This is a genomic window from Acinetobacter sp. ANC 4178 (assembly GCF_004331175.1).
Classification (GTDB): Bacteria; Pseudomonadota; Gammaproteobacteria; order Pseudomonadales; family Moraxellaceae; genus Acinetobacter.
Window position 1 is genome coordinate 151,827 of sequence record NZ_SJOD01000001.1, and the last position, 23,681, is coordinate 175,507.

At 40.5% G+C, this 23,681-nt stretch carries 23 protein-coding genes; 3 read left to right on the forward strand and 20 right to left on the reverse strand.

Features of this window, described 5'->3' with window-relative positions; all coding sequences use genetic code 11:
* Positions 1–33 precede the first annotated feature (33 nt).
* Genes E0H87_RS00725 through E0H87_RS00740 form a run of 4 tightly spaced genes read right to left on the reverse strand, consistent with a single transcriptional unit; the run spans position 34 to position 3,748 of the window.
* Positions 34–768 carry a proteasome-type protease gene (locus E0H87_RS00725; RefSeq protein ID WP_131321480.1) on the reverse strand — a complete coding sequence of 245 codons (735 nt, stop codon included), beginning with the start codon at positions 766–768 and terminating at the stop codon, positions 34–36.
* Positions 769–787: 19 nt separating this feature from the next.
* Positions 788–1,570, reverse strand: a complete 783-nt coding sequence (locus E0H87_RS00730; RefSeq protein WP_131321482.1) for a transglutaminase family protein — start codon at positions 1,568–1,570, stop codon at positions 788–790.
* The gene (locus E0H87_RS00735; protein ID WP_131321484.1) at positions 1,567–2,169 is read right to left on the reverse strand and encodes an alpha-E domain-containing protein; all 603 of its coding nucleotides are present in this window, start codon (positions 2,167–2,169) and stop codon (positions 1,567–1,569) included. The genes E0H87_RS00730 and E0H87_RS00735 overlap by 4 nt, the downstream gene beginning before the upstream one ends.
* Before the next feature lie 28 nt (positions 2,170–2,197).
* Positions 2,198–3,748 carry a circularly permuted type 2 ATP-grasp protein gene (locus E0H87_RS00740; protein ID WP_131321486.1) on the reverse strand — a complete coding sequence of 517 codons (1,551 nt, stop codon included), beginning with the start codon at positions 3,746–3,748 and terminating at the stop codon, positions 2,198–2,200.
* Between the two features lie 258 nt (positions 3,749–4,006).
* On the opposite strand from E0H87_RS00740, the gene E0H87_RS00745 reads away from it, so the two are divergent.
* Positions 4,007–4,999 carry a helix-turn-helix transcriptional regulator gene (locus tag E0H87_RS00745; RefSeq protein WP_131321488.1) on the forward strand — a complete coding sequence of 331 codons (993 nt, stop codon included), beginning with the start codon at positions 4,007–4,009 and terminating at the stop codon, positions 4,997–4,999.
* Between the two features lie 400 nt (positions 5,000–5,399).
* Here the strand turns inward: E0H87_RS00745 and E0H87_RS00750 are convergent, their stop codons facing one another.
* Genes E0H87_RS00750 through madL form a run of 9 tightly spaced genes read right to left on the reverse strand, consistent with a single transcriptional unit; the run spans position 5,400 to position 12,668 of the window.
* Positions 5,400–6,323, reverse strand: a complete 924-nt coding sequence (locus E0H87_RS00750) for an ACP S-malonyltransferase (protein ID WP_131321490.1) — start codon at positions 6,321–6,323, stop codon at positions 5,400–5,402.
* Complete coding sequence (mdcB, locus tag E0H87_RS00755) at positions 6,301–7,176, reverse strand: triphosphoribosyl-dephospho-CoA synthase MdcB (protein WP_131321492.1); 876 nt, start codon at positions 7,174–7,176, stop codon at positions 6,301–6,303. Before mdcB ends, E0H87_RS00750 begins: the two co-directional genes overlap by 23 nt.
* Positions 7,154–7,834 carry a malonate decarboxylase holo-[acyl-carrier-protein] synthase gene (mdcG, locus tag E0H87_RS00760; protein ID WP_131321494.1) on the reverse strand — a complete coding sequence of 227 codons (681 nt, stop codon included), beginning with the start codon at positions 7,832–7,834 and terminating at the stop codon, positions 7,154–7,156. Before mdcG ends, mdcB begins: the two co-directional genes overlap by 23 nt.
* Before the next feature lie 10 nt (positions 7,835–7,844).
* On the reverse strand, positions 7,845–8,561 hold the full coding sequence (gene mdcE, locus E0H87_RS00765; RefSeq protein WP_131321496.1) for a biotin-independent malonate decarboxylase subunit gamma: 717 nt from the start codon (positions 8,559–8,561) through the stop codon (positions 7,845–7,847).
* A gap of 4 nt (positions 8,562–8,565) precedes the next feature.
* Entirely contained in the window at positions 8,566–9,453 is an 888-nt protein-coding gene (locus E0H87_RS00770) for a biotin-independent malonate decarboxylase subunit beta (protein WP_131321498.1), read from the reverse strand.
* Between the two features lie 3 nt (positions 9,454–9,456).
* Positions 9,457–9,765 (reverse strand): malonate decarboxylase acyl carrier protein, encoded by a 309-nt coding sequence (gene mdcC, locus E0H87_RS00775; RefSeq protein ID WP_016166424.1) that lies wholly within the window; start codon positions 9,763–9,765, stop codon positions 9,457–9,459.
* Positions 9,766–9,770: 5 nt separating this feature from the next.
* On the reverse strand, positions 9,771–11,426 hold the full coding sequence (mdcA, locus tag E0H87_RS00780; protein ID WP_131321500.1) for a malonate decarboxylase subunit alpha: 1,656 nt from the start codon (positions 11,424–11,426) through the stop codon (positions 9,771–9,773).
* A gap of 21 nt (positions 11,427–11,447) precedes the next feature.
* Positions 11,448–12,209, reverse strand: a complete 762-nt coding sequence (gene madM / locus E0H87_RS00785; RefSeq protein WP_131321502.1) for a malonate transporter subunit MadM — start codon at positions 12,207–12,209, stop codon at positions 11,448–11,450.
* Positions 12,210–12,269: 60 nt separating this feature from the next.
* Positions 12,270–12,668, reverse strand: a complete 399-nt coding sequence (madL, locus tag E0H87_RS00790) for a malonate transporter subunit MadL (RefSeq protein ID WP_131321504.1) — start codon at positions 12,666–12,668, stop codon at positions 12,270–12,272.
* Positions 12,669–12,805: 137 nt separating this feature from the next.
* On the opposite strand from madL, the gene E0H87_RS00795 reads away from it, so the two are divergent.
* A complete protein-coding gene (locus E0H87_RS00795; RefSeq protein WP_131321506.1) occupies positions 12,806–13,480 on the forward strand; it encodes a GntR family transcriptional regulator in 675 nt (224 codons plus the stop codon).
* Positions 13,481–13,546: 66 nt separating this feature from the next.
* On the opposite strand, the gene E0H87_RS00800 is transcribed toward E0H87_RS00795, so the two are convergent.
* From E0H87_RS00800 to E0H87_RS00825, 6 genes are all read right to left on the reverse strand, one after another.
* Entirely contained in the window at positions 13,547–14,371 is an 825-nt protein-coding gene (locus E0H87_RS00800; protein WP_131321508.1) for an SDR family oxidoreductase, read from the reverse strand.
* Positions 14,372–14,407: 36 nt separating this feature from the next.
* Complete coding sequence (locus E0H87_RS00805; RefSeq protein WP_131321510.1) at positions 14,408–15,280, reverse strand: TauD/TfdA family dioxygenase; 873 nt, start codon at positions 15,278–15,280, stop codon at positions 14,408–14,410.
* Between the two features lie 91 nt (positions 15,281–15,371).
* Positions 15,372–16,895: an AMP-binding protein gene (locus tag E0H87_RS00810; protein WP_131321512.1), complete on the reverse strand. Its 1,524-nt coding sequence runs from the start codon at positions 16,893–16,895 to the stop codon at positions 15,372–15,374.
* Positions 16,896–16,900: 5 nt separating this feature from the next.
* Entirely contained in the window at positions 16,901–17,656 is a 756-nt protein-coding gene (locus E0H87_RS00815) for a thermostable hemolysin (protein WP_131321515.1), read from the reverse strand.
* Positions 17,657–18,164: 508 nt separating this feature from the next.
* Positions 18,165–19,883 carry a GMC oxidoreductase gene (locus tag E0H87_RS00820; protein WP_131321517.1) on the reverse strand — a complete coding sequence of 573 codons (1,719 nt, stop codon included), beginning with the start codon at positions 19,881–19,883 and terminating at the stop codon, positions 18,165–18,167.
* Between the two features lie 109 nt (positions 19,884–19,992).
* Complete coding sequence (locus E0H87_RS00825; RefSeq protein WP_131321519.1) at positions 19,993–21,438, reverse strand: coniferyl aldehyde dehydrogenase; 1,446 nt, start codon at positions 21,436–21,438, stop codon at positions 19,993–19,995.
* Positions 21,439–21,586: 148 nt separating this feature from the next.
* Between E0H87_RS00825 and E0H87_RS00830 the strand changes: the two genes are divergently transcribed.
* The gene (locus E0H87_RS00830; RefSeq protein WP_131321521.1) at positions 21,587–22,606 is read left to right on the forward strand and encodes an AraC family transcriptional regulator; all 1,020 of its coding nucleotides are present in this window, start codon (positions 21,587–21,589) and stop codon (positions 22,604–22,606) included.
* A gap of 195 nt (positions 22,607–22,801) precedes the next feature.
* On the opposite strand, the gene E0H87_RS00835 is transcribed toward E0H87_RS00830, so the two are convergent.
* Positions 22,802–23,581 (reverse strand): sulfite exporter TauE/SafE family protein, encoded by a 780-nt coding sequence (locus E0H87_RS00835; protein ID WP_131321523.1) that lies wholly within the window; start codon positions 23,579–23,581, stop codon positions 22,802–22,804.
* Between the last annotated feature and the right edge of the window lie 100 nt (positions 23,582–23,681).

The following is a 23,681-nucleotide window of genomic DNA, read 5'->3' on the forward strand; positions in this document are numbered from 1 at the left end:
TCGCGCTATTCCTAGAAAAATAAGGATTAAATCCTAATTAAAATAATCTTCCGACGGCTTTGGTAAATCCTGTAATCCACTCCGTAGCGTATCTGACCATTGCTTACTAATATGTTGGAAATAAGGGTCTTCTTCAGTAATTCGTTTACCTTCAGGAATATGCAAACTGTTCTTTTTATAAATAAGCGCGTCTAGTGGCATACCCACCGATACGTTTGAGCGCAATGTCGAATCAAATGAAATTAGGCTACAACGTAAAGCTTCACTGAGTGGCATATCATAACTTAAGGCTCGATCCAGAATTGGCTTACCATATTTACTTTCTCCAATTTGAAAATACGGGGTATCACTGGTCGCACAAATAAAATTACCTTGTGGGTAAATATTATAAAGTTGCATTTCAGCTTGACCGATTTGCCCACCCACCAACAAACTACAGTAATAATTACTCTGTTCCTGCGTATTTTCAGTCACATCTGCAATAACCTTTTGCAACGTGTGTCCAACCAATTCCGCCACTTCGAACATCGTGTTTACACTATATAAATTGGGTATTTGTTGTAATTCTAAATGGTTTTTTAGATGCCCAATGACTGCCTGCGTTGTGGCCAGATTACCCGATGTTTGAATCGTAATAAAACGTTCATTTTCAACTCCAAAAGTATAAAGCTTTCGAAATACTGAAATATGATCCACGCCAGCATTCGTACGCGTGTCACTGATAAAGACGAGACCATCTTTTAATCTAAGCGCACAACAATAAGTCATCTCTTCCCCTTAACTTACATTAACATGCAAGTACTTGAACAATTGAGTGCATCGTTTCAATTCCCCCTTTTTCGCGCACTCCACGAATTGGGGCAACATCCCAGTAATCTCGACCAATTGCCACATAAATATGCTTATCTGGGCTAAAGATCTGGTTACTGATATCGAAACAATACCATGTGTTTTCCAGAAATACTTCTGCCCATGCGTGACTGGCAAGGTGTGATGTATTTGGCACAAATAAATAACCTGAAACATAGCGTGCTGGCAAGCCCAAAGCTTTGCACATTGCAATAAAAACATGACTATGGTCTTGGCATACCCCCTGACGATTATGGAATGCTTCAATAGCAGAAGTATGGACTGAAGTCTGATTCGGCATATAGGGAATATGCTGCAAAATGGCTTCAGAAAGTTTCATCAAATTTTCATGCGTGAATTCTGGCACGAAGCGATGAGCAAATTCTTTCATTTCCGCATTACACATGGTTGTTGGCGTTGGTTGCAGGAATTGATAAGGATTTAGATGATCCGTCAGGCTGAGCACAGAAGCCTGCGTACTCAGCTCTACAATCCCTTGTGCCATAATCGTCATTTGCTCATAAGCATAACGTTGTGAACTGGTGATCCAGATGTTGTTAAAAGTATCTTTTTTAATACAACGCTCACCTGGCACACTGACATCCCAGTAATGCACTATCTGATGCGTATTATTAAATGGCGTCATTTTAATATATTGAATGCTATTACACGCCTGTTCAGTATATTGATAATGCGTTTGGTGATTGATCATGAGTTTCATGCATTCACCTCAAAGAAATATTGAATTTGGTCACTAAAATTATAAAAATTCATTTGATCAGGTTGAACTTTAAGTTGTTGCCAAGCCGTATCTAAACTGTCCCATCCCATTTGCTCTAAAACTTCAATTAATGCTGCAATTTGCTCTAAGGTTTGTGCCTGATCTTGCTTTAAGCGTAGTTGTCGGTCTAATTGCTCTAACGTCTGCCCTAAAGAATAGAACAAGAAAGTTTCTTCAGGTTCAGCTTCTAGGACTTCACGGCAATCTGCAATCACATCACAAATACACATCGAACTCGCACAAGCATTCCGAATGTATTGATTTAATTCTGCATAAGTTTTTGCAGAAAAAACGCCCCTCAATTCCTGAACATTGTCTTTGGCAAACTGAAACTGTTGAATAAATGAATAAGGTTGTTCTGGGTCTAATACCAGTTCATTGAGTGAGCTTGCATCAAATGCTGGTAAACAAAAAGCGTGGGCATAAGACACAGCTTTCTGATCATCCGTAAATGGAAATTGCTGACATAAATATTCAATGCGCGTTAAATAACGACCTAACCAAAAAATTTGTTGTGCATTCGTGCTGAGTAAGATCATGAAATTGCTCCTTAATCGTCTTGGTTAATTATGAATGTAGATGATCGACAACCCATGTATCTTTAATACCACCGCCCTGCGAAGAATTAACAACGAGAGAACCTTCTTGCATAGCCATTCGTGTTAAGCCACCCGGTACAATTTCGGTACGATAAGGTGAACTCAGGACAAATGGTCGCAAATCAATGTGGCGCTCGGACAGACCCGTATCGGTTAACATCGGGCAAACCGACAAATCTAATGTAGGTTGGGCAATGTACAAATGTGGCGTTGCTAAAATTTTATCTTTGAAAGTCGCAATTTGCTGTGCAGAAGCATGTGGCCCGATGAGCATGCCATATCCTCCTGAACCTTGTGCTTCTTTCACAACCAGTTGGGCTAAATTGTCTAATACATATTCAAGGTCTTTGCTTTCACGACATTGATAAGTCGGCACATTTTTAAGGACAGGTTGTTCAGCTAAATAAAACTGAATCATTTTATCGACATAAGGATAAATGGATTTGTCATCTGCAACCCCTGTACCGGGTGCATTCGCAATCACGACATTCTTTTGCAAATAGGCGGACATCAAACCTGCAACGCCAAGTGTACTGCTAGGCATGAAACACAATGGATCGAGATAATCATCATCAATACGTCGATAAATTACATCAACCTGTTGTTTGCCTCGCACTGTTTTGACATAAACCTTATCGTTTTCGACGTAAAGGTCACGCGATGTTACTAAAGGCACACCCATTTCCCTTGCCAAAAAAGAATGCTCATAATATGCGCTGTTAAAACGACCTGGGGTTAAAATCACAATGAAAGGATTATCGTTAAAGGCATTTTCGGCCAATATTTCTTTCAGTAGTAATGGATAATGCTCAATACCTTGCAAGTTATTTTGCAAACATAATTCAGGCATCAGTTTTTGGCTGATTTTTCGGCTTTCCAACATATAAGAGACACCAGATGGCGTTCTTAAATTATCTTCAAGTACATAGAACTCGCCATGACGGTCACGAACAATATCAATGCCGCTAATTTGACTGTAAATTTTACCTTTCAAGCTCTGATTGCACATATGTGGCTGAAACGCCTCATGCTTGAGAATTTGTAGTTCAGGCACAATACCCGCTTTCAGAATATCTTGCTGATGATAAATATCATGTAAAAAAAGATTCAAAGCTTTGACACGTTGCGCACAACCGAGTGATATTTTATTCCATTGCTTTTTCGCAATCACTCGAGGGATCACATCATAAGGAATAGCACGCTCCGTTCCTTCTGCCTCTCCATATACGGTAAAAGTAATGCCTTCATATAAAAAATGTTCTTTGGCGTGTTGATTTAAAGCTTGTAATTCATCTAAGTTATATTGCGAAAGCCAATGTTCAATTTTTGCACAAGCAGTTTCGGAAACGGCATGATCATCCAACATTTCATTAAAAAAAACCGAATTCGTTCTTTCAACAAAAAGTAACTGTGTTTTCTCTTGCGGTTTTGCTACACCCTCCACTTGTACTGTCAATTGCTTACTATTCACTTCTAGTGATAAACCATTTATATCTAAAATTTCATTTTCTTTAAGCATATGACCCTCTTTATAGTTATAGCCAAACTCATTTTTATTAAGCAATAAGAATGCCACTCCTTACATCACTTATGCCGAGTCATTATTAATCCATTCTTTTGGCTAGCACTCAATGTCATTTCTGCTTGATCTTGTGTCTAAACTTATTGAACTTTCTTTGCCCAATTCGGCGATAAATACTTGCCAATTCAGTTAGGTTTTCTTATTGTGTTTAACACTGTCTTGTTAATTCCCAACTTATTTATTTTTATTTGAATTATGTCTGCACAAGAAAAAGAAACATCGAATAGCCTTTATCGACAATGGCAAATCCTGTCCCGTCTTTCTACTGGGAAATGGATGGGTACGCGGGAAATACAGGAAATCTTGCAAAGAGAAGGCATCGATATCAGCTTGCGCACCATTCAGCGTGATTTGAATCAGATTTCACAGCGATTTCCGATTGAGAGCAATAAAACCGTTCCTCAAGGATGGCGTTGGCGTTCAGATGCACCCATTCAAAGCTTACCGCATATGACCAGCTCTCAAGCTGTTACGTTTATGATGGTTGAGGAGCACTTAAAGCACCTTCTTCCTCCAAGCTTACTGGAAGAGATGAATCCGTGGTTTGATTTGGCACGTCGTAGTTTATCCACCCAAAATAATGTACGCCAATGGATTAATCGGGTTCGTATTGTGCCTGCCAATCAACCTTTAATTCCCCCTATGGTTGACCGTGCCGCACAACAAGCTATATACGAAGGGCTATTACAAGACAAGCAATTGGAATGTGTTTATCAAAAACGCCCTCAAGCCGAAGAAAGCATCTATACGCTGAATCCTTTGGCACTGGTGCAAAAAGGTGCAACTATTTATTTAATTTGCACCCGTTATGATAAAACCGACATTCAGACTTTTGCTTTGCACCGTTTTAAGTCAGCCAAAGTGCTAGAATCTCGTGCATTACATCCTGTCAATTTCGATATTGATGCTTATATTGATTCAGGTGCACTTGGGTTTAGGGTTGACTACAATAAACCGACGGATAATGTTGCTTTAAAACTCACCATTCCAGAATGTGAGTCACATTATTTTGAAGAAAGCCAATTAAGTCGAGATCAAGTCATTACCCCACTTGAGCATAATCTGGTTCAGATCTCTGCAACAGTTCCCTTTACTTCTCAACTGACTTGGTGGTTACGCAGTTTTGGTAATAAAATTCAGAAAATTGAGCCTGAAGAAGTAGAACGTGCCGTCCTTCAACAAGACTGAAATGATAGTGGTATAAATTTCTAGGCAAAAAAAAGTCCCAACTATTGGGACTTTATAATTTTATTGTATTTATCTGTTTTAATTTATAATCTGGCAAGGTGAAAGTCTTAGACATTATGTTTCTAAACCCCATCTCATATTGTCTACATGGATTGCATTTTTTGCTGCACATGGAATGCTTCAGCAAGCAAGTTCTCCTCGGTTGTATCGAATTGATTTAATGGTCATCACTGGTTTCTCCGCGTGGTTTAAGTTCATTGAATATACTGAATCTTTCACCTTAGCTGAAATAAGCAATTGTTCCGATCAAATCATATTTTCTGCTTAAATGAATTTATGCAAACGACTAACTATCCTGACGATAAATACACAGTCATCCGCGCATTTATTTCATTCTATTTTAGGAATCAGTATTCTGTTGTTTTTCAATCCAAAGTTCTAAACCTTGAAAAGTCTTAAAATCATCTATGGCTCGTATATTTAAGTGTGGATAACGTTCCAATAACATTTTACTCAAAGCATTACCTGTTCCTATTTCTAGAACAATATCGGGTTGATTTTCTTGTATAGCGGTCAAACACGAATCCCAGTCTATGGCGTGGTTCATTTGATCAATCAGAGCCTCAACTGCATCGCTGGTTTTATAATATTTATGCCCCCCCGAACCACCAATAATTGGTGTTCCCAAACGGTTAAATTGATGCTGTAGCATAACCTGCCGATAAGGCGCAACGGCACAATCCATTAAGGATGTATGTGAAGGAATACTGACATTTAGTCGCTTCGCCGAACGTGTCCCCACCTGTTCAAGTTGTTGTGTCAATTGCTGTAAATTCGCTTCTAGACCACCAATAATAAAATGACTGTCACTAATTTTTATTGATAATTCGGTCACAGTCTTTGCCAAAAGTAGTTCTAATCCGTTCCAATTTATTCCCTGAACAGCAAGTAAACCACTCGGTTCTTGCACAGCCTCCGACATTAACATGCCTCGCTGTTGGGCTAAATACAGTCCTTGCTCAAAACTAATATCGGTTGAACAAATCAGTGCACTCAGCTCACCCAGTGAATACCCTGAAAAACTGATGATTTCATCTAGCTTATGCTTTAACTTTTGCCATCGACACCACTGTAAGGCAAAAATGAAAGGTTGAGCAAAATCGTTAGAATATAAGTCTGCTTCGGATAAATTAGGATTAAACAATGTAGGTAAATATTGTGTGAGCTGCGAATTAACATTGAACTCAGTCGCAAGATCTTTTAATTGCTGAACATGCGATAAATTTTGTAAACCTTGTCCACTAAATAATATTGCGAAATTCATGTTCCACCTTCAGCATGAATAAAGTCACACCCAATAAGTCGGCACTGCCCCCCGGACTTAAGCGATGCTGAACGAAATAATCTTCCACTTTAGCAACTTCTTGCATCCAATGGGTTTGTAGCACACCACCTCGCGCTAAAAACTGCTTCGCCATATCTTGTACAATATATAAAGCCGATAAACCACCGCGCCAAACAATATTGGTATCTTGTAGATGAGACATTAATGCAAATAAAGCTTGAAGCGATGCGCGCTTTTTATCTCCAGTTTTTGCATAAATCTCTAAATAATGTGGAACTGCAACATCTAACACTGTTTTAAAACCTGAAGCGACTTCCTCAATTGCACCTGTAATGCCGTATTGACTGCGCATGCGTTGTCCATGACTGTTGGGATTGCGCTCTAAATGATGAAGTAATTCCTCTTGCCATGTTTGCTGAATCATACGACTGATCGAGATCACATTCAGTGAAATATCTTGAGCAAAGCATTTTCCTACCGCTGCGCTGGCAAAGCCTAAATTAAAAATCGCCCCTTTGTGGGTATTAATCTGTGCAGTTGCGGTCATCATCTTCTGCTCGGCTTGAATGCCACAGTGCCGAATATTTTCAAAAGCAACGTCCTGATAACCATTTAAACATTGGGATTGAAAATAACCGTGCAAAGCATCAATACTGCGCTGAAATAATGGAAAATCCATATCCGCATGGCTGCCCTGCGTACTTGGACAAACCAAACCGGGCTTTTGTTCTAAACTGACTTCTTCATAAAGCGCTGTTCGCGCTAAATGATCTAATTGCATTGCATACTGTGAAATGTCTAATACACTTTCATGCTTCTGTATAATCTGCATCTTCAAGCGTCCCTTCTAATAATTGTTCTAATCTCAGCATATCCACCCGCTGCAATCCTTTTACAATAATGCGCTGTGATTGGTCTGGATAAATCATCAGGAGTTCATTAAACGATACATGCCAAGCTGGGTGTATTTGAATCTCTCCATCCAAACGTACCTGACTCAGCGCTTGAGCCTGTTGAATCAAATTTAGAATCTCAGGAATTTGTGTTAGATCTTTTGGATATAACACCAAATCGAGGTCTGATGTCGGACGTACATAAGCTTCTTTGGTGAGGTATTCATATGCATAAGAGCCATATACATACACTTCGCAACCAAGCTGTTGTAAAGCCTCCGCAAAGTCCGGAATTGTAGTATCGGGAAACGTATGTGCATGCTCTTTTAAAAGCGTATGTAAAGATAGTGGTCGGGTGATCAGTTCAATTTCATCAATGTCAACTAAACAAGCAACCCGATATTTGCAACCCTCCACTAAGCAGTTGATCGCCAGCTTAACTTGTCCATTTTCTGAACTTCCCTGCCGACATACGGTCATTGGAATATTCTGACTCAGCAACTGAGACACTTTTTGTTTAGTAGGTTCAGGTAAGGTACTATCCAAAAAATGTAATGCTGCAAAATCATATAGATAAGCTAAGTCATGACGATCCATATTCTGCTCCTTAGCTCAGTGCCACTTTCTCGACAATTTGATTACAAAGCATACGACCTTGACGTTGCTGTCCAACGACACGGCGCTGATCTGTCATATAACTATCCAGATGTTGCTGTTGATTGAATAATGCTTGACTCACCCAATCGGTGTCCAAGTTTTCCCATACGGCGTTGATTGCGCCCATCTTGTAGAAATTTTCGACTCCTGGCGCAAAGATGGCTGAGCTTTGCGACAGTTCTTTCAGTTTTTCTACAGGAATTTTGGTGACACGTGCCATCGCGTTCAAATCCATGACTTTGACCTGAGAATCACTCAGTGCATAAACTTCGTTTGCCATTAAGCCATAAGAAAGGAAGCCACCACTGACGGCTTGACCGAAAATAATGGCAAGATTGGCATGTCCACTACGACGTAATAGATCTACACATGAAGCTAAATGTGCAAAAGTACGATTGAGACATAACAATTCATCGGCACGTGATAAATCTTGTCCTTGCGTATCTACAATAAAGACCACGGGAGTTTGATTGCCTTGTTGCACCAATTTCAAAATTTCTGAGGCTAATTGAATGGCAATCTCTTGATTGATGGGCGCTGCATTGACTGTCCCCAAAATCCGTACTGGGCCAACCGCTGTCTGTGCATCCCCTTTAATGACATAACCCTCAATCTGATAATTCAGTTGATTTGGAAAAAGTTGCTTCAAAACTGATTCTGTATTCATTGCATCATCCTTGCTTTAACATCACGACTTCATGCGCAGACAGCATTGGAATTTTTTCTGGATGTGAAATCCCCATCTCATGCCAAATCTGCAAGCCATCATTTTTGCCAAACCATCGCTGTTGTTGCTGTTCAAGTTGCTGTTGCTGTTGTAGCAATTGCTGCAAATCGAGCGTTGCTGCTGCATGATTCAACTGCGTCCAAATCGCATCGCGAATATCTGCGACATCATCTTCAACCAAAGCCTGTACATGATTGAGTAAATAACGATGTTTACCACCTGTAACACGCCAAACTAGAGCACGATCTTTCGAGTCAAATTCTTCCACGCCTTTCACTGTTTCAATCACTTCTGGTCCAGACAATGCCAAACGCCCTTCTTCCGTCATAATGATGGCACTGCTCAAACATGCACTGATGCCCATCCCCCCGAAAGCGCCACAAGTGCCTCCAATCACTGTAATAATCGGAATCCCTGCATTTCTTACCTGCAACATGGCACGCATAATTTCGGAAATGGCAATGAGACCCGCATTGGCTTCATGTAAACGGACGCCGCCTGAGTCGACAAAAAACAGTACCGCCTGCGCTTGATCTTGAATGGCTTTTTGTAAAAGACCGACAATTTTCGCCCCATGGATTTCACCCACAGCACCGCCCATGAATTGACCTTCTTGAGCCATGATATGTACAGGTGTTCCGTTTAAACGTGCTGTACCAATAATCACGCCATCATCAAAACTACCCGGAATATCCAAAGCAGACAGGTGTGGGCTAACTTCAATTTCAGCAGGCTTTAATATTTCATTAAAACTCTGAGCATCGACGACCGCTTGAATACGCGCACGTGCGGTTTTTTCATAAAAACTATTTTTGAGCATCACTTGATCCATGTTCTATACTCCCTTAAACATAGATATTGCTTGGCTTAAGCGTAGATTCACCACCGCTGGGGTCGCCCCCATATCATTTAACTGAAATTTAAGCCCTGCTACCGCATGACGTTGTGCAAATTCGTTCAGTACAGACTGCCAAACATGTTGAAAACCGACGGCTGATGTAGTGACTTCAATCTGACAAATATCCGCCTGATCATGCTGTGAAACCAAGACTTCTAAATTTCCAGAACCGACCACACCACAAATGACAGCCGCTTGTTCAGCGCTCAGCGGTGCGGATTGCAATTCAAATTTTAACTTTTCCATGTCGATCACCAGTTTCTAAAGCGACTTGGGGGACTATATAAACCACCCGACCATTTAACTAAATCTTTCACCGATTTTGCCGCCAACAAATCACGACTGACCTGTGTTGGATCGATACCCAAATCTTCTGGACGTTGAATAATGCCGCGCTGACGTAATTCATCCACTTTGGCCTCATCACGCTGCATCCCCACTGGGGTATAACCAGCCACGCCACGAATGGCTTGTTCCCGTTCTTCTGGGGTACGACATAACAGTAAGTTGGCAATACCTTCTTCCGTCACAATATGGGTTACGTCTTCGCCATAAATCATGATTGGCGGAAGTTCGCTCTCCATTTTGTCTTGTAACTGCCACGCATCTAACTCTTCAACAAAAACGGGATGCATATGTTCACGGTACGTTTCGACCAATTGCACCACCAACTTACGCCCCTTAATCAGTTTGCCGTCGACCGCTTCACGACCTGCTTTGGTATAGGCATAACTGGCATGACGGCGTCCATGTGGGTCAGAGCCCATATTTGGTGCACCACCAAAACCAGAAATACGGTCTACAGTGGCGGTTGAACTGTTGCCTTGTAAATCAATCTGTAAAGTCGAACCAATGAACAGGTCACAGGCGTATAACCCCGCGGTTTGACTAAAGGCACGATTGGAACGCATGCTGCCGTCACTGCCTGTAAAAAACACATCTGGACGTTCTTTAATATAGTCTTCCATCCCGACTTCGGAACCGAAGCTATGGATCGATTCGACAAATCCACTTTCAATTGCAGGAATTAAAGTCGGGTGCGGATTCAAAGCCCAATTGGTACAAATCTGCCCCTTTAGTCCTAAGGATGCTCCATACGTAGGCAGTAACAATTCAATCGCCGCAGTATCAAAACCAATACCATGATTTAAACGTTGAATTTGATATGGTGCATAGATGCCTTTAATGACCATCATTGCCATTAAAATTTGCACTTCGGTAATTTGTGCAGGATCACGAGTAAACAATGGTTCTATATAGTTGTGCTTGGGACTTTCGATATAAAAATCGACCCAATCCGCGGGCACATCGACACGCGGTAACTTATCGACAATTTCATTGACCTGCACAATCACAATGCCGCTTTTAAATGCAGTGGCTTCAACAATTGCAGGTGTATCTTCGGTATTCGCACCCGTATATAAATTCCCTTGGCGGTCGGCCGAATGTGCCGTGATTAAACACACATTTGGAGTAAGGTCGATAAAGTATCGTCCGTACAGCTCTAGGTAAGTATGAATTGAACCAATACTAATTTTTTGCTGCTGAACCAATTGAGCCAGACGTAAACTTTGTGGGCCTGCAAAGGAGAAATCGACCTTAGAGGCAATACCCTTTTCAAAGACATCAATATGACTCGGTAAAGCCAATACTGACTGCACGATATGTAAGTCATGAATCACATCTGGATTACATTGACTTAAACTTTTCGAGAGGAAATCTGCCTGTTTCTGGTTATTGCCTTCTAAGCAAACCCGATCTCCACAAGCAATGACCGTTTCTAATAGTTCAATGACACGTGCATGTTCAACTTTCTTTTCAAAGCCTTTTTCTTTGGCTTGATTCAGTTTCTCTTGTCTACGGGTTCTCTGCTTATCCCATAAATGCTTCTTAACCATCTGGTTCATGACATCACCTTTATGTTTGAGTTAGCCAAAGATGGCATTGATCGTGAGGAAAAATAGTGATGGTCCGAGTAAACAACCTAAACCTGTATAGAATGTTGCAACCAAAGCACCATATGGCACTAAACGCACATCTGTACCTGCTAAGCCCGCAGCTGTACCACTGGTTGTGCCAGCCAGACCACCAAAAACCATCGCTGAGCGTGGACTTTTTAAATACATGAATTTTGCGAGTAATGGTGTACCGACCATAAAGAACACTGCTTTAATCAAACCAATCGCAATAGATAGTGCAATGACTTCTGAGCTTGCACCGATGGCTGAACCTGTCACTGGGCCAACGATATAAGTCATTGCGCCCGCACCAATGGTTGTCATGGACACAGGATCTTTATAGCCCATGACCCACGCCACCATTGCACCAATAATGAAAGGAATCACACAACCCAGTGTTAAGGCAATTAGGCCAACTTTGCCTGCTTTCTTAACTTCTTTTACATCCACTTCAAATGCTGTCGATGCAATTGCCAAATCACGTAACATGGCTCCACCGAGTAAGGCAAAACCACCAAAAATCTCGATATCTGAAATACCCTTTTCACCTTGGGTATAAATCCCTGCAAAATACGCCAAGACTAAGCCCATGGTGATGGCGAATGCTGAACTTTGTAATTTACCTTTGGTGAGATATTTTGAGAGAAGATGCGAGACATACATCATCAAACCTGTAACCGCCAATGCTGTAACCAATGCATTTTTAGTTAATACCGTAATTATTTCTTCCATTGCATTTCTTCCTTGTCGCTGTACAAACCGTTTTTATTCTGTGTGAATAGCACGCTTTCCTTAAGCTGCTTTTTCCGCTTCAATTGACCATTCATAAGACTCATAGTCACCACTTGATTTGTTCAACCAACGAATGACCAATACAGTGCCGATAAGTGATGAAACTGAAACAATCAGACCCAGCATTCCACCTGAAAGCGCTGCGACTACGTTTTGTCCTGCTGACATAGCAACGACGATTGGAATGTACATCCCTGACCAATACAACACACCAAATTGTGTGGTTTGCGGCAAGTGCCCGCGTTTAGCTAATACCTCCTTCGATATAATTAAAAGAATCATGGCAATTGCCACACCACCTACATTGGCTTTCACACCAAGCGCCATACCAAGAATGTTTCCTAAATAAACACCGAGTAGATGGCAGATTGCCAATATGGCTGTTCCGTAAATAATCATCGCTGAATCCTCCCTGGATCATGCAGTGCTTCTAATAATCTGACTTATAATTTGCTATAGTTATAGCCTATCTGTATTCAGTGTACAATGTTTTGTACTCAAATAAACATAGATTGTATACAATTTTTTGGTGATGTATGACTTCTATTGCGGAACTCCCTCTTTCTATTCAAATTAGTAAAAAGTTAGAGGACGATATTATTTATGGTTTCTTCTTGCCGGGAACCAAACTTGATGAACAAGAACTGTGTGATCGTTATGGTGCTTCGCGTACCCCGATTCGTGAGGCATTAAAGCTGCTTGCAGCCGAAGGTCTGGTCGAAATTCGCCCGCGTCGTGGCGCAATTATTCCAACCATTAACCCACTGACTTTATGTGAAATGTTTGAAGTGATGGCTGAGTTAGAAGCCATGTGCGGACGTTTAGCCGCACGTCGTATTCAGCCCGAAGAGAAACAAGAACTACAGCGTTTGCATCTATTGTGTCAGGATTATTTAAAGCAAAATGATTCGGAAAATTACTATGAAGCCAACCGCTTATTTCACTTTGCCATTTATCAAGCCAGTCATAATGCTTTTTTAATTGAACAGGCATCTACTTTACACAAGCGTTTACACCCCTATCGACGCTTACAGCTCCGTGTAAATAATCGTATGAATAACTCATTCTCGGAACATAATGAAATTTTAGATGCCATTTTTGCAGGTAATGAACAACAAGCAGAAGATCTATTGAAAGCGCATGTGGTTATTCAAGGGCAGAAATTTACGGATTTTATCTCGACAATCGAGAGCATTCAGCCCAAAAGTTAATCCTTCTGACCAATTCGAGCACCAATCTGGGTGCTCGTCAGTTCAGCCCCTTGGAACGGCTCACGTTTATGAAACCGTCGTGATTTTTGGATGGTTCAATTCTGCAAAACTTTGAATTTTATCAATGTCTTTTTGAATCGAACTTGATACTACATTCGGCAGTACCTGATTCACTTTGACAAAGATTTTTTCAGGATATCCCACTTGATAGTACAATTTATCGTTCTGTAAAAATTGATACAGCTCTTCAGCCACGAAAGTAGGACTATCCATTTTTACGCCCAATTTGGCATTCATTTCCACTACGACAGGACTGTTCATAGTGGTAGCGGTTGCACGTGGTGAGAAATATTTAAACTGAATTGGCGAATTGGAATATTCACGTGCCAAGGCTTCGGTTGCACCGCGCAAGGCAAATTTACTGGCACAATAGCTCACATAACCCGGGTAGCCAATACTGCCAAAAGTCGATCCCATGTTAATAATTTGGCTTGGTGCAGTTTTCGACATTAATGGAATAATGTGCTGAATCAATTGTAGTGGATAAACCACGTTAATCAGCATCATCTGTTCAATCGCGTCGCTAGATTGATGACTAAACAAAGAAAAATCATTCACCCCTGCATTGTTAATATAATAATTGATCTGAATCTTTTGCTGAGTCAATGCTTGAATAAATTGCGCACGGCTATCTGCATTACTCAAATCACAGCACAAACTTTGTAACTTTAACTGAGGATGTTGCGCTTTAAGTTCTGCCTGCATGGTTTGTAATGCCTCAGCATTACGAGCCACAAGAACCACATTTACATTGTTTTTACATAAATTTTCAACGATGGCTTTGCCTATGCCACCTGTTGCCCCAACAATCACGGCTGTTAAATTTGACATAACTTTACTCCCTCTCATTTTATAAAAGCTTGCTGCTTAAAATATTTCATTCAACCCTAAACCCATACTGATATAGAGTTTACGCTGCTCAAGTGGAACTAAAATTTCATGTCGTCCATGCATAAAGCGTTTATTGTCAATAATTGCAACATCACCATTTTGCCACTCAATTTCCTGCGTATGTTGTTCACAAAGTGCTGCCAATTCTGCAATCAGTTCCTCATGAATAATGCTGCCATCCGCAAAGGTGAATTTTGGTTTTTGATAATTATAAGATGGCCCTAAAATGGTATTGGCAAATGCAGGTACACCTTTCAAATTATCATGGCGGATCATGTTCATTTGTAGATGGTATTCCACACCTTCATCGTGAGATGGAGTAATCGCTTGTCCAGGAATCATCTGAATAAATTTATTCAAATCCATCCATGTCACCGTATCTGCTTGGGCAATATTCAAAGCTGTTGCCACATATTTCTGCCAAATCTGTTTTGGTAAATAACGGCTAATGGTCATCGGTGCGGCAAACTTTTGTTTTAACGGCTCAGACAAGTTCTTCCATACTGCATGTCCATCACACACTGTCGTTTGTGAACCTTGGGAAGCACTAACTTCACTAAAAAAAGCAATAATATCCGGAGGTAATGGCGTTGAACCATTTTCAATATGCAATCCAACTGCCTGAGTGCCTGCATCTACTTTTTGTGATTGTTGCGTAATGTTTTCACGGGCAGGATCATAAGTCAGCTTTTGACATAAAGCGGTCATCAGGTCGCTAAAGCGATGTACATCATAATGTTCATGTCTAAGTAAAATCCAACCTTGCTCACGTAAGGTATTTTTAATTTCTGCATGACTCGAAGGTACATAACTACGCTTAAGGTCAAGTACGGATTGTTCAATATTCATATCTTTACTCACTATTTAGTGAAATTTTTATGCGTGGAAATTAAGTTTTCAGGTCTTAAAACTACTGTCACTTCAGTACCTTAACTACAGCTCATTGAAGCGACAAATACTGCCCAAATTGCTTTTTAATTTCGTTGCGTCTCAATTTTCCGTTGTCGGTTAACATCTGATTGGTCAGTGAAAAGGGTTCAGTCGATCGATACCATTGCTTAATCTGGGCATAGTCAGGCATGCGATGATTGGCTTTCTGTACCGCCTGCTCCAGCATGCCATCCGATACATTTTCTTTGGCATAAATCACAGCGGAAAGATAAGGCTGTGCTTCCCCGAAAATAGCAATCTGGTTAATTTCGGGTTCACTCGAACCATTCGATTCCACCCATTCAGGTGAAATATTGCGCCCAAAACTACTGACAATAATTTGCTTAATACGGCCCGTAATAAACAGATAACCGTCTTTATCAAAGAAGCCTGCATCACCTGTGTGAATCAGAGGATCAACTGCCACTTCATTGAGATAACCCTGCATGGCATTACCGCGTACTACCACTTCACCATTGTCCGCAATTTGCACATCTACATGAGGTAATGGTTTGCCGACACTGCCAATTTTTCTGGCATTGGGTAGGTTTAGACTAACCACTGAAGCGCATTCTGATAGTCCATAACCCTCATAAACAGGCAAATTCAACTGTTGCGACTGTAACAACAAATCGGTTGAAACCTTACCACCGCCCACTGCAATAAATTTCAAACTCGCAAAAGCCTGAGAGTCAAATTGCTGAATATATTCCACCATTGCCTTGAGCATTTGCGGCAGTAAAATTACGCTCTGAATCTGGTATTGATGTACCGCAGCTGCAAAGTTTTCCACCTTAAACTCATGATTCGATACCAGTCCAAAATGACTGACATTCCCTACAACGATTGAACGCCCCATATTCAAGGCAACATAAATCCCTGCAATGTTTTCCAATAAAGTCGCGAAGGGAATCAAACATAGATGTCGTCCCAATTGGCTCGACTGTAATGCTGTACTAAGCGATTCGGTAATCGACTGAATCGTTTCTTCCGCCAGACATACCCCTTTAGGTGTGCCCGTGCTGCCTGAGGTATAAGTAATCTTTGCGGGAACGGCTGAATCCATCGTTGCTGATGTAATCACCTTTAAACGAATAAAAGTTCCTAACACCTGTTCGGAAGTAATAAATTGCTGAATGCAATTCTGCTCTCTTAACTCATGCAACCATGTATGATTTTGTGCAACACAATCAAAGTGATAACTAGAAGTTGTTAAATTTACATCTGCCAAAAAAATTGTATCAACAGCACTGTCTTGTAATAAATGTAAAATCTGCTGAGCGCTAAAAAATAGAGGGATCGGGATCACCGTGATTCCCGCCTTTTTAGCGGCTAGATCAATCAACACCCACTCAATACTGTTCATGCCCCAAATCGCGAGTTTCTGTATCTGTAACTGACAGAGTTCTTGAGTCAGAATCTCAACCGCATGGTCGAGTTCTGCATAGTTCACTGTACGCACTTCTGTCACGATTGCTTCACGTTTAGGTGTCTGTTTCGCGTACTCTGCAATTACATCAAAAAATTGATTCATAGACTTCACCCACTGATTGCAGCATGATTCACTTTGAAATCATAATGTTGTTGGGTCACAGTCAAAGCATCAGCAACATTAATTGCCAACACCAACGGTTTTTGCTGGTAGTAATTGCCCCACTGTTTTTGGGCGTTGCCCAATACTTCAGGATTTGCCTTCTCTAAAACATGAAAATGCAATCCCATTTGTTGTAATACATAACGTACTGCTATGGTGCCTGTACACACTGCCCACTCCACTTCTGCTAAGGTGAGATAAAACACCAAAAAGGCCACCATCATTTTGGCGTATTCCATGTTTTGAGAAGCTAGATTGCCAATTTCAATAATCTTTTCTCGCGCCACATCGCGCTGAACCAGTTTCTTTAAGGTTTGTTCAATTGGCTGTACCAAATATTGTTCCAGAAATACCTGATGAGATTTCAGCGGTTCAATGCCAATCGCCACTTGTGTTTCATGCTTAAATTCCCCAACAAATAAGGTCGAAGAAAAATGTGACAAAGTGGCTTTGTGCATTTCTTGATATTTGGTACTGATATAAGTTTCCACCTGTTTACGCTCAGGCTGATCGATTTGTGCCGCATGTATACGAAGCAGCATGTTTTTTTGATGCGACACAACTTGATAGGTTTGCTGATGGTCTAATACATTTAAATGTTCTAGTTTTACTGTAGCATTTTTATAAATTAGATGATTCTTATAATAATTCAGACCATTAAATTTGGTTGAAAAATTTTTCTCAAAGATGAATGTCGTCATAGTCATCTCGCCATAAATTGATTCATTAAAAAATAAGTTTTGAAACTTAAAATTTACTTAAATATTTATGACAGTTCCGTGACAACCCTAACCATTAAGTTTAAATTTAATTATTTTATTCAATAAGTTATGTTTATTCAACCTTAGTATATGAAACTTAAGATACAAAACAATATATTATAAATCATGACCCAGAATCTAACTGAAAATTATTATCTTTTACACTATTCATTATACATATCTATTGCCGAGTAAATCCTTGATAAAATCAAAATTTACAAACCAAAATAAATACTAGATAAACACTTAAAATAACTATATTTTATTAAAATATATAAGGTTTAAAATTAACATCTTCACTTCTTTAATTGACACAAATAAAATTTATTGCGCTGCACGTTTAGTTTAATTTTTACACAAGATACTCAGAGATTCTGAGATAAAACAATATATTGTTTCATTTGACCCATAGCGACTTATTCCATTATGGGTCAATTATTAAGAGCGATTAAGCTTGAACTAAAGCAATCGCCAAGTCACCTGTACCTTTTAATTCTGAGACTTGCCCATCCAACGGCTGACTAAACTGAATCCGCTTGATCTTCGAGGCTTTTTCTTCAGAAAAAACTGGAATTTGGCTCATGGCAAATTCAGACAATGCTGTGATGGTTAAAGATGGATTTACCCCTAAATTACCCGGAACAATTGAGCCATCAATCACGCGTAGGTTTTTATAACCGAAGACTTGCCCTGTAAAATCAACCACTCCATTCGACTGGTCACGCCCCATCGGCACGCCACTCATAATATGTGCTGTGGTTGGCGTACCCAATATAATTTCTGTCAATGCAGAACCAGCTTCTCCACCTAGTTTTTCAGCAATCAGTTGGGTGGCTTTTTCAGCCGCAGGGAATGAAACCGTCAATGGTGTGTCTTCGGGCTTTTGCACCGCAGTAATCCTATTTTTAAACAATCGATACCACTTACGGCGCCATTCCAGATGAATAAAGGCTTCTGACTTTTGCATGACCAATAAAATAATAGAATTTTTAGCTTTCCCCTTATAACGCAAGACTTTATAAGTTTTCCAAGGGTGTAATAGCGTATTGAACACGAATTTCATAAACCGTATAAAACCTTGCCCTGTGACCATGGGTACATATGGAATATAAATCCATGAAGCATCTGCCCCTTCAGGGAATCGAGTCACTTCAATATTGGTATCTGCATCGACTGAAATAAAGGAACTGATTGCTACACCATCATCTAATCGTTCACGTGTGTTGTTCGCTGTGGTTAGGGTTTCCGAATTGGTTCGAATCTCTTGCCCTAACAATTTTGAAATATTCGGCAAAGTCTTGTATTGATCCCGCATTTTTAACAGCATCGGTACAGTGCCCATTACCCCTGCGGATAACACCACCCCACGACTGCGTAGACTATATTGACGAACGTGTTTCCCTAGGGTTTCCTTAACAATAATTTCATAACCTGCACTGCCATCTTCATTCAGCGGGGTAATTTTGAGGACTTCGGAACTTGGGCGAATCTCCACACCATTACGCTCAGCAAAATACAGATAATTCTTCATCAGGGTATTTTTCGAATTATTGCGGCAACCCAACATACATGCACCACAGTAATTGCAGGTTTTGCGTTCTGGTCCATCACCATTGAAATACGGGTCTTTCACTGCTTTATTTTGCTGACCATCCGCTTGCGGGAAAAATACGCCTGTAGTCACCGTTTTAAATGAATTGGCGTACCCTATCTCTGCGGCAACTGCTTTTAAGGTATGGTCTGCCACATTGGTATAGGTATTATGGGCTGTTCCTAACATGCGCTGCGCCAAACCGTAAAATGGTTTGAGCGTTTCTTTCCAGTCTTTCCGAATTTTAGTCCACGCCTCTGACTCAAAAACTGCATCGGGTGGAATCAAATGTACATTGGCATAAATTTGTGAACCACCACCCACGCCTACACCATGTAAGATGGTTGTCTTACTGGTAAAGGTAAATTGCATGGTGCCTTTGAATCCTAATTCAGGCATCCATAAATAATTTTTGGTATCTAAATTGGTGGTTGGAAAATCCTGATCTTCACGGCGTAAACCCTTCTCCAAGATTAGGACGTTATAGCCTTTTTCACTTAAGCGTAGCGCACTGACCGAACCACCAAAACCAGATCCAATGACTATCTGATCAAAATCAAAATGTTGATCACTCATTCTATTAACTCCTTTAATAGCTTTTTTATTTTTTAAACATGACTTAGCCCTGAGCTTCAAAAATTATTCTGAAGCCCAACAGCCCTATTTAAAGATTTAAACAGTAAAACTAAGACTTCATACGAATTAAGAAATTCAGCACCCAAGTGGCAAACTTGCCATACGGTGGTGCCAAAAATTTCAAACTCGAAAACCCTGCCTGATAAAATACTGGACGCATTTTAGAGAACGTGAGAAAGCCTTCATAACCATGATAATGCCCCATCCCACTTGCCCCCACACCGCCAAAAGGCAAGTCGTGTTGTCCAACGTGAAATAATGCATCATTTACAGACACGCCACCCGACATGACACGACTGATATAGAACTCAACAAGGCGTTTATTGTGACTAAATGGATAAAATGCCAATGGTCGATCACGCTGCACAATATAGTCCACGACTTGTTCAGGGCTTTGATAGGTTTTCACCATCAAAATGGGACCAAAGGTTTCGCGCGTATCAATTTCCATTTCATCAGTGCTGCCGAGTACCAAAGTCAGCGGAACTTTTCGTGTAGTGGCATCGGCTTCTTGTTGATTTAAATTAATCAGCGTTGCCCCTTTGGCTTCTGCATCAGCAAGACTGTGAATTAAACGCTGATAAGCACGATGATCAATCACCGAAGTATAATCTTTACTATGAATATCAGGTACATGCTCTTGTACCCAAGCCTTTGCAGTTTCAATAAATTCCTGAAGTTTCGATTCATGCACAAATAAATAATCAACATTGGTACAAATTTGTCCCGCATTAAACTGCTTCACGAACATAATCCGCTCAACCGCTTTGTCGATTGGGTATTCTGGATCAATGACCGCGGGTGATTTACCCCCAAGTTCCAAAGTCACAGGAGTTAAGTTTTCAGCCGCTGCCGCCATCACTTTACGTCCTGTGGCACCTGAACCCGTAAACATTAGATGATCAAATGGCAGTTTTGAAAATGCGACACCAACTTCACCTGTTTCATCAAAAATTTGTAATTTTTCTTTGGCAAAATATTTAGGGCTAATCTCAATGAGCAACTCTGCCAAATGGCGTGAATTTTCCGACATTTTCACCATAGCGGTATTGCCCGCTGCAAACACGGCGGACAATTGCGAAAACATCAAATTGATTGGAAAATTCCACGGCACAATAACGCCAATCACACCCAGTGGTTGAGGAATTAGGCGGTTCTTGGCACCAAAGTACATGCTGTGATCGACTCTACGCTTTTGCACCTTCGTCCATTGTTTCAAATGTTTAATGCTGCTATTGATATCGTCAGTCGCCGTAATAATTTCTGCCAGTAAAGTTTCATGACGCGAACGATTGCCATAATCACGATTTAAAGCTTCTACAATCGCTTCCCGATGATTATTGATCATGGCCTTTAAATTCAATAAATGCTGTTTGCGTTGTGCATTGCTTTCAATGCCTTGCTGATGAAAGCTCGTGCGCTGTAATTGGAAACAGTCTTGTAATGTCTGTTCGATAACTGTTTGCTCTAAATGCGACTGAACTGTAAGTTGCATAGTCTTTCCTTTTAACGGCTAACGGTGGTAAACGCGTTCTTATGCCTAAATGGAGAAAATCTCTTACTCTACTTTAACAAAACACTTGAATTGAGCTTGACTTTTTAGGACAATAACTTGATCTTTTAGGACATTCAGGAACATTGTTATGGCAAGTTATATCCGTGCAGCTAGTCTTGGCGGGTTCGAAGAACTTGTCCGTAGTTATGGTGTAAATCCTATCGAAATATTAAAACAAGTCGGTATTTTGCCATCGTTACTGCGCGATCCCGATTCTTTCATTCATTATGATCATTATTTAAGTTTATTAGAAAATGCCGCTTTACGCTGCCAAGAAGAAGCTTTTGGTTTAAAACTTGGCGCACTACAAAATATTAGCACGATTGGTTTAATTGGCGTGTATATGTCCCGACAAGCGACAATTTTAGATGCGTTAAATGTTGCACAAAAATATGTGTATTTACATGCTGAAGGCATCGTGTTTCAAGTTTCACAAGTAAATGCACAACTGTCTAAACTGACCTTTGTTCGTTTAAACGAACACAATGTCGATGTGCCACAAAAGTCACAACTGGCTATCTGTCTCGTGACTAATATTTTAAAAGATTTAATTGGACCCGCATGGCATGCTGAAAAAATTCATCTTAAGCAGCAGGCTCCCAAAGACTCTAAAGTATTTACAGACCATTTCGCTTGCCGAGTTGAGTTCAAAACAGAAGAAGATGCGCTTTATTTCCCAGCCAGTTTTTTAACACATCAACCTTATGCATTTAATGAAGATCTGGTGGATCAACTGATCGTACAGCGACTGGAAACGCAGAGTAGTACCAAAGGTGATAACGACACCTCTCTAATTGAAAGCTCAGTCCGCATGCTCATGGCAACAGGTGATTGTAGTATTGAAAATATTGCTTTATGTATGGGCATGCATCCGAAAAAGTTACAGCGATTCTTAAAAATGCAAGGCACGACTTATCGTGATTTGCTCGAAAACGTCCGCAAGAAAGAAGCGCTTCGTATGATTAATGCAGGTAATGTCAGCCTCACAGATCTAGCCTTACAACTCGGTTATGCAGAACTTTCTATTTTCAGTCGTAATTTTAAACATTGGTTTGGTATGAGCCCTTCTGAATGGCGTGATCACAATAAACAAGCGCTTACACATTAAAACTGTATTGAGTCTTTGAGCATAATTCGATTGGCTTCAACGCATTCACAAATAGAACATTCTTCTTCATGATGAGCAATTGGTAGATGTCGTAATGTTGCTATAAAAAGTAAAGCTAAGGATGACAACCCATCCTTAGCTTTATTTTTTATCTTCAGTTGTAGATTTATCGTCTTATATCAATCTTGGGATGCCTTAAATCAGCGCTTTAACCAACATTGAAATAGCGACCACAATTACCGTGATTGCGAAAATCTTTTGAATGATGCTGGAAGGCACTAAATTCGTTGCTTTACGCCCCAATAACATACCAACTATACAGGCAATCACAAAGGTTGCTGAAATACTGATGGGATACTGAAAGCCATCCAAAACATGAATCGAAATACTCACACCACCGATCAAGAAGATAATCATCAGTGAAGTTGCAACAATACTATTCATGTCTAGATCAGTAGCCTTGCGCAATGCAGGCACAATCACGAAGCCTCCGCCTACACCGAGCAATCCTGTTAACAAGCCTGCAACCACACCAATAAAGCCCAATACCGAAGCTGTTCTGACATTCCAGATTAATCGTCCAGTCGATTTATTCACTTTACAAGGTGGATTTTCCATATCATTGACTTTATTAAAAAAGACTCGATAAGCCACCACCAACATCACTAGGCTAAAAGCAATGCTCAACCAGACTGGTGAAATGATATTGGAAAGTTGTACCCCATAACGTGCTGAAGGAATACTGATCACCGCAATCCAAATCGCAGCACGATAACGCACGATTTTTTTGAAGAAACCCTGAATTGTTCCCACAAAAGCAGACAAGGTAACAGCCAATAAGCCGACTGGGGCTGCCTGAGCTACACTCCATCCCTGACTCGCCATTAATGCGGGAACTGCGAGTATTCCTCCGCCAGCACCCGTCATGCCAAGCAAACATCCTATTGCCAAGCCTTCTAAAACTAACAACCACATGGTTCTAGACCTCTTTACCTCAAGGGGGACTCTTTTTTAAATAAAAGAGTCCCTAACCCATCTGTGAAATAACAAATAGGAACTTGTTTTTTTAGGCGTT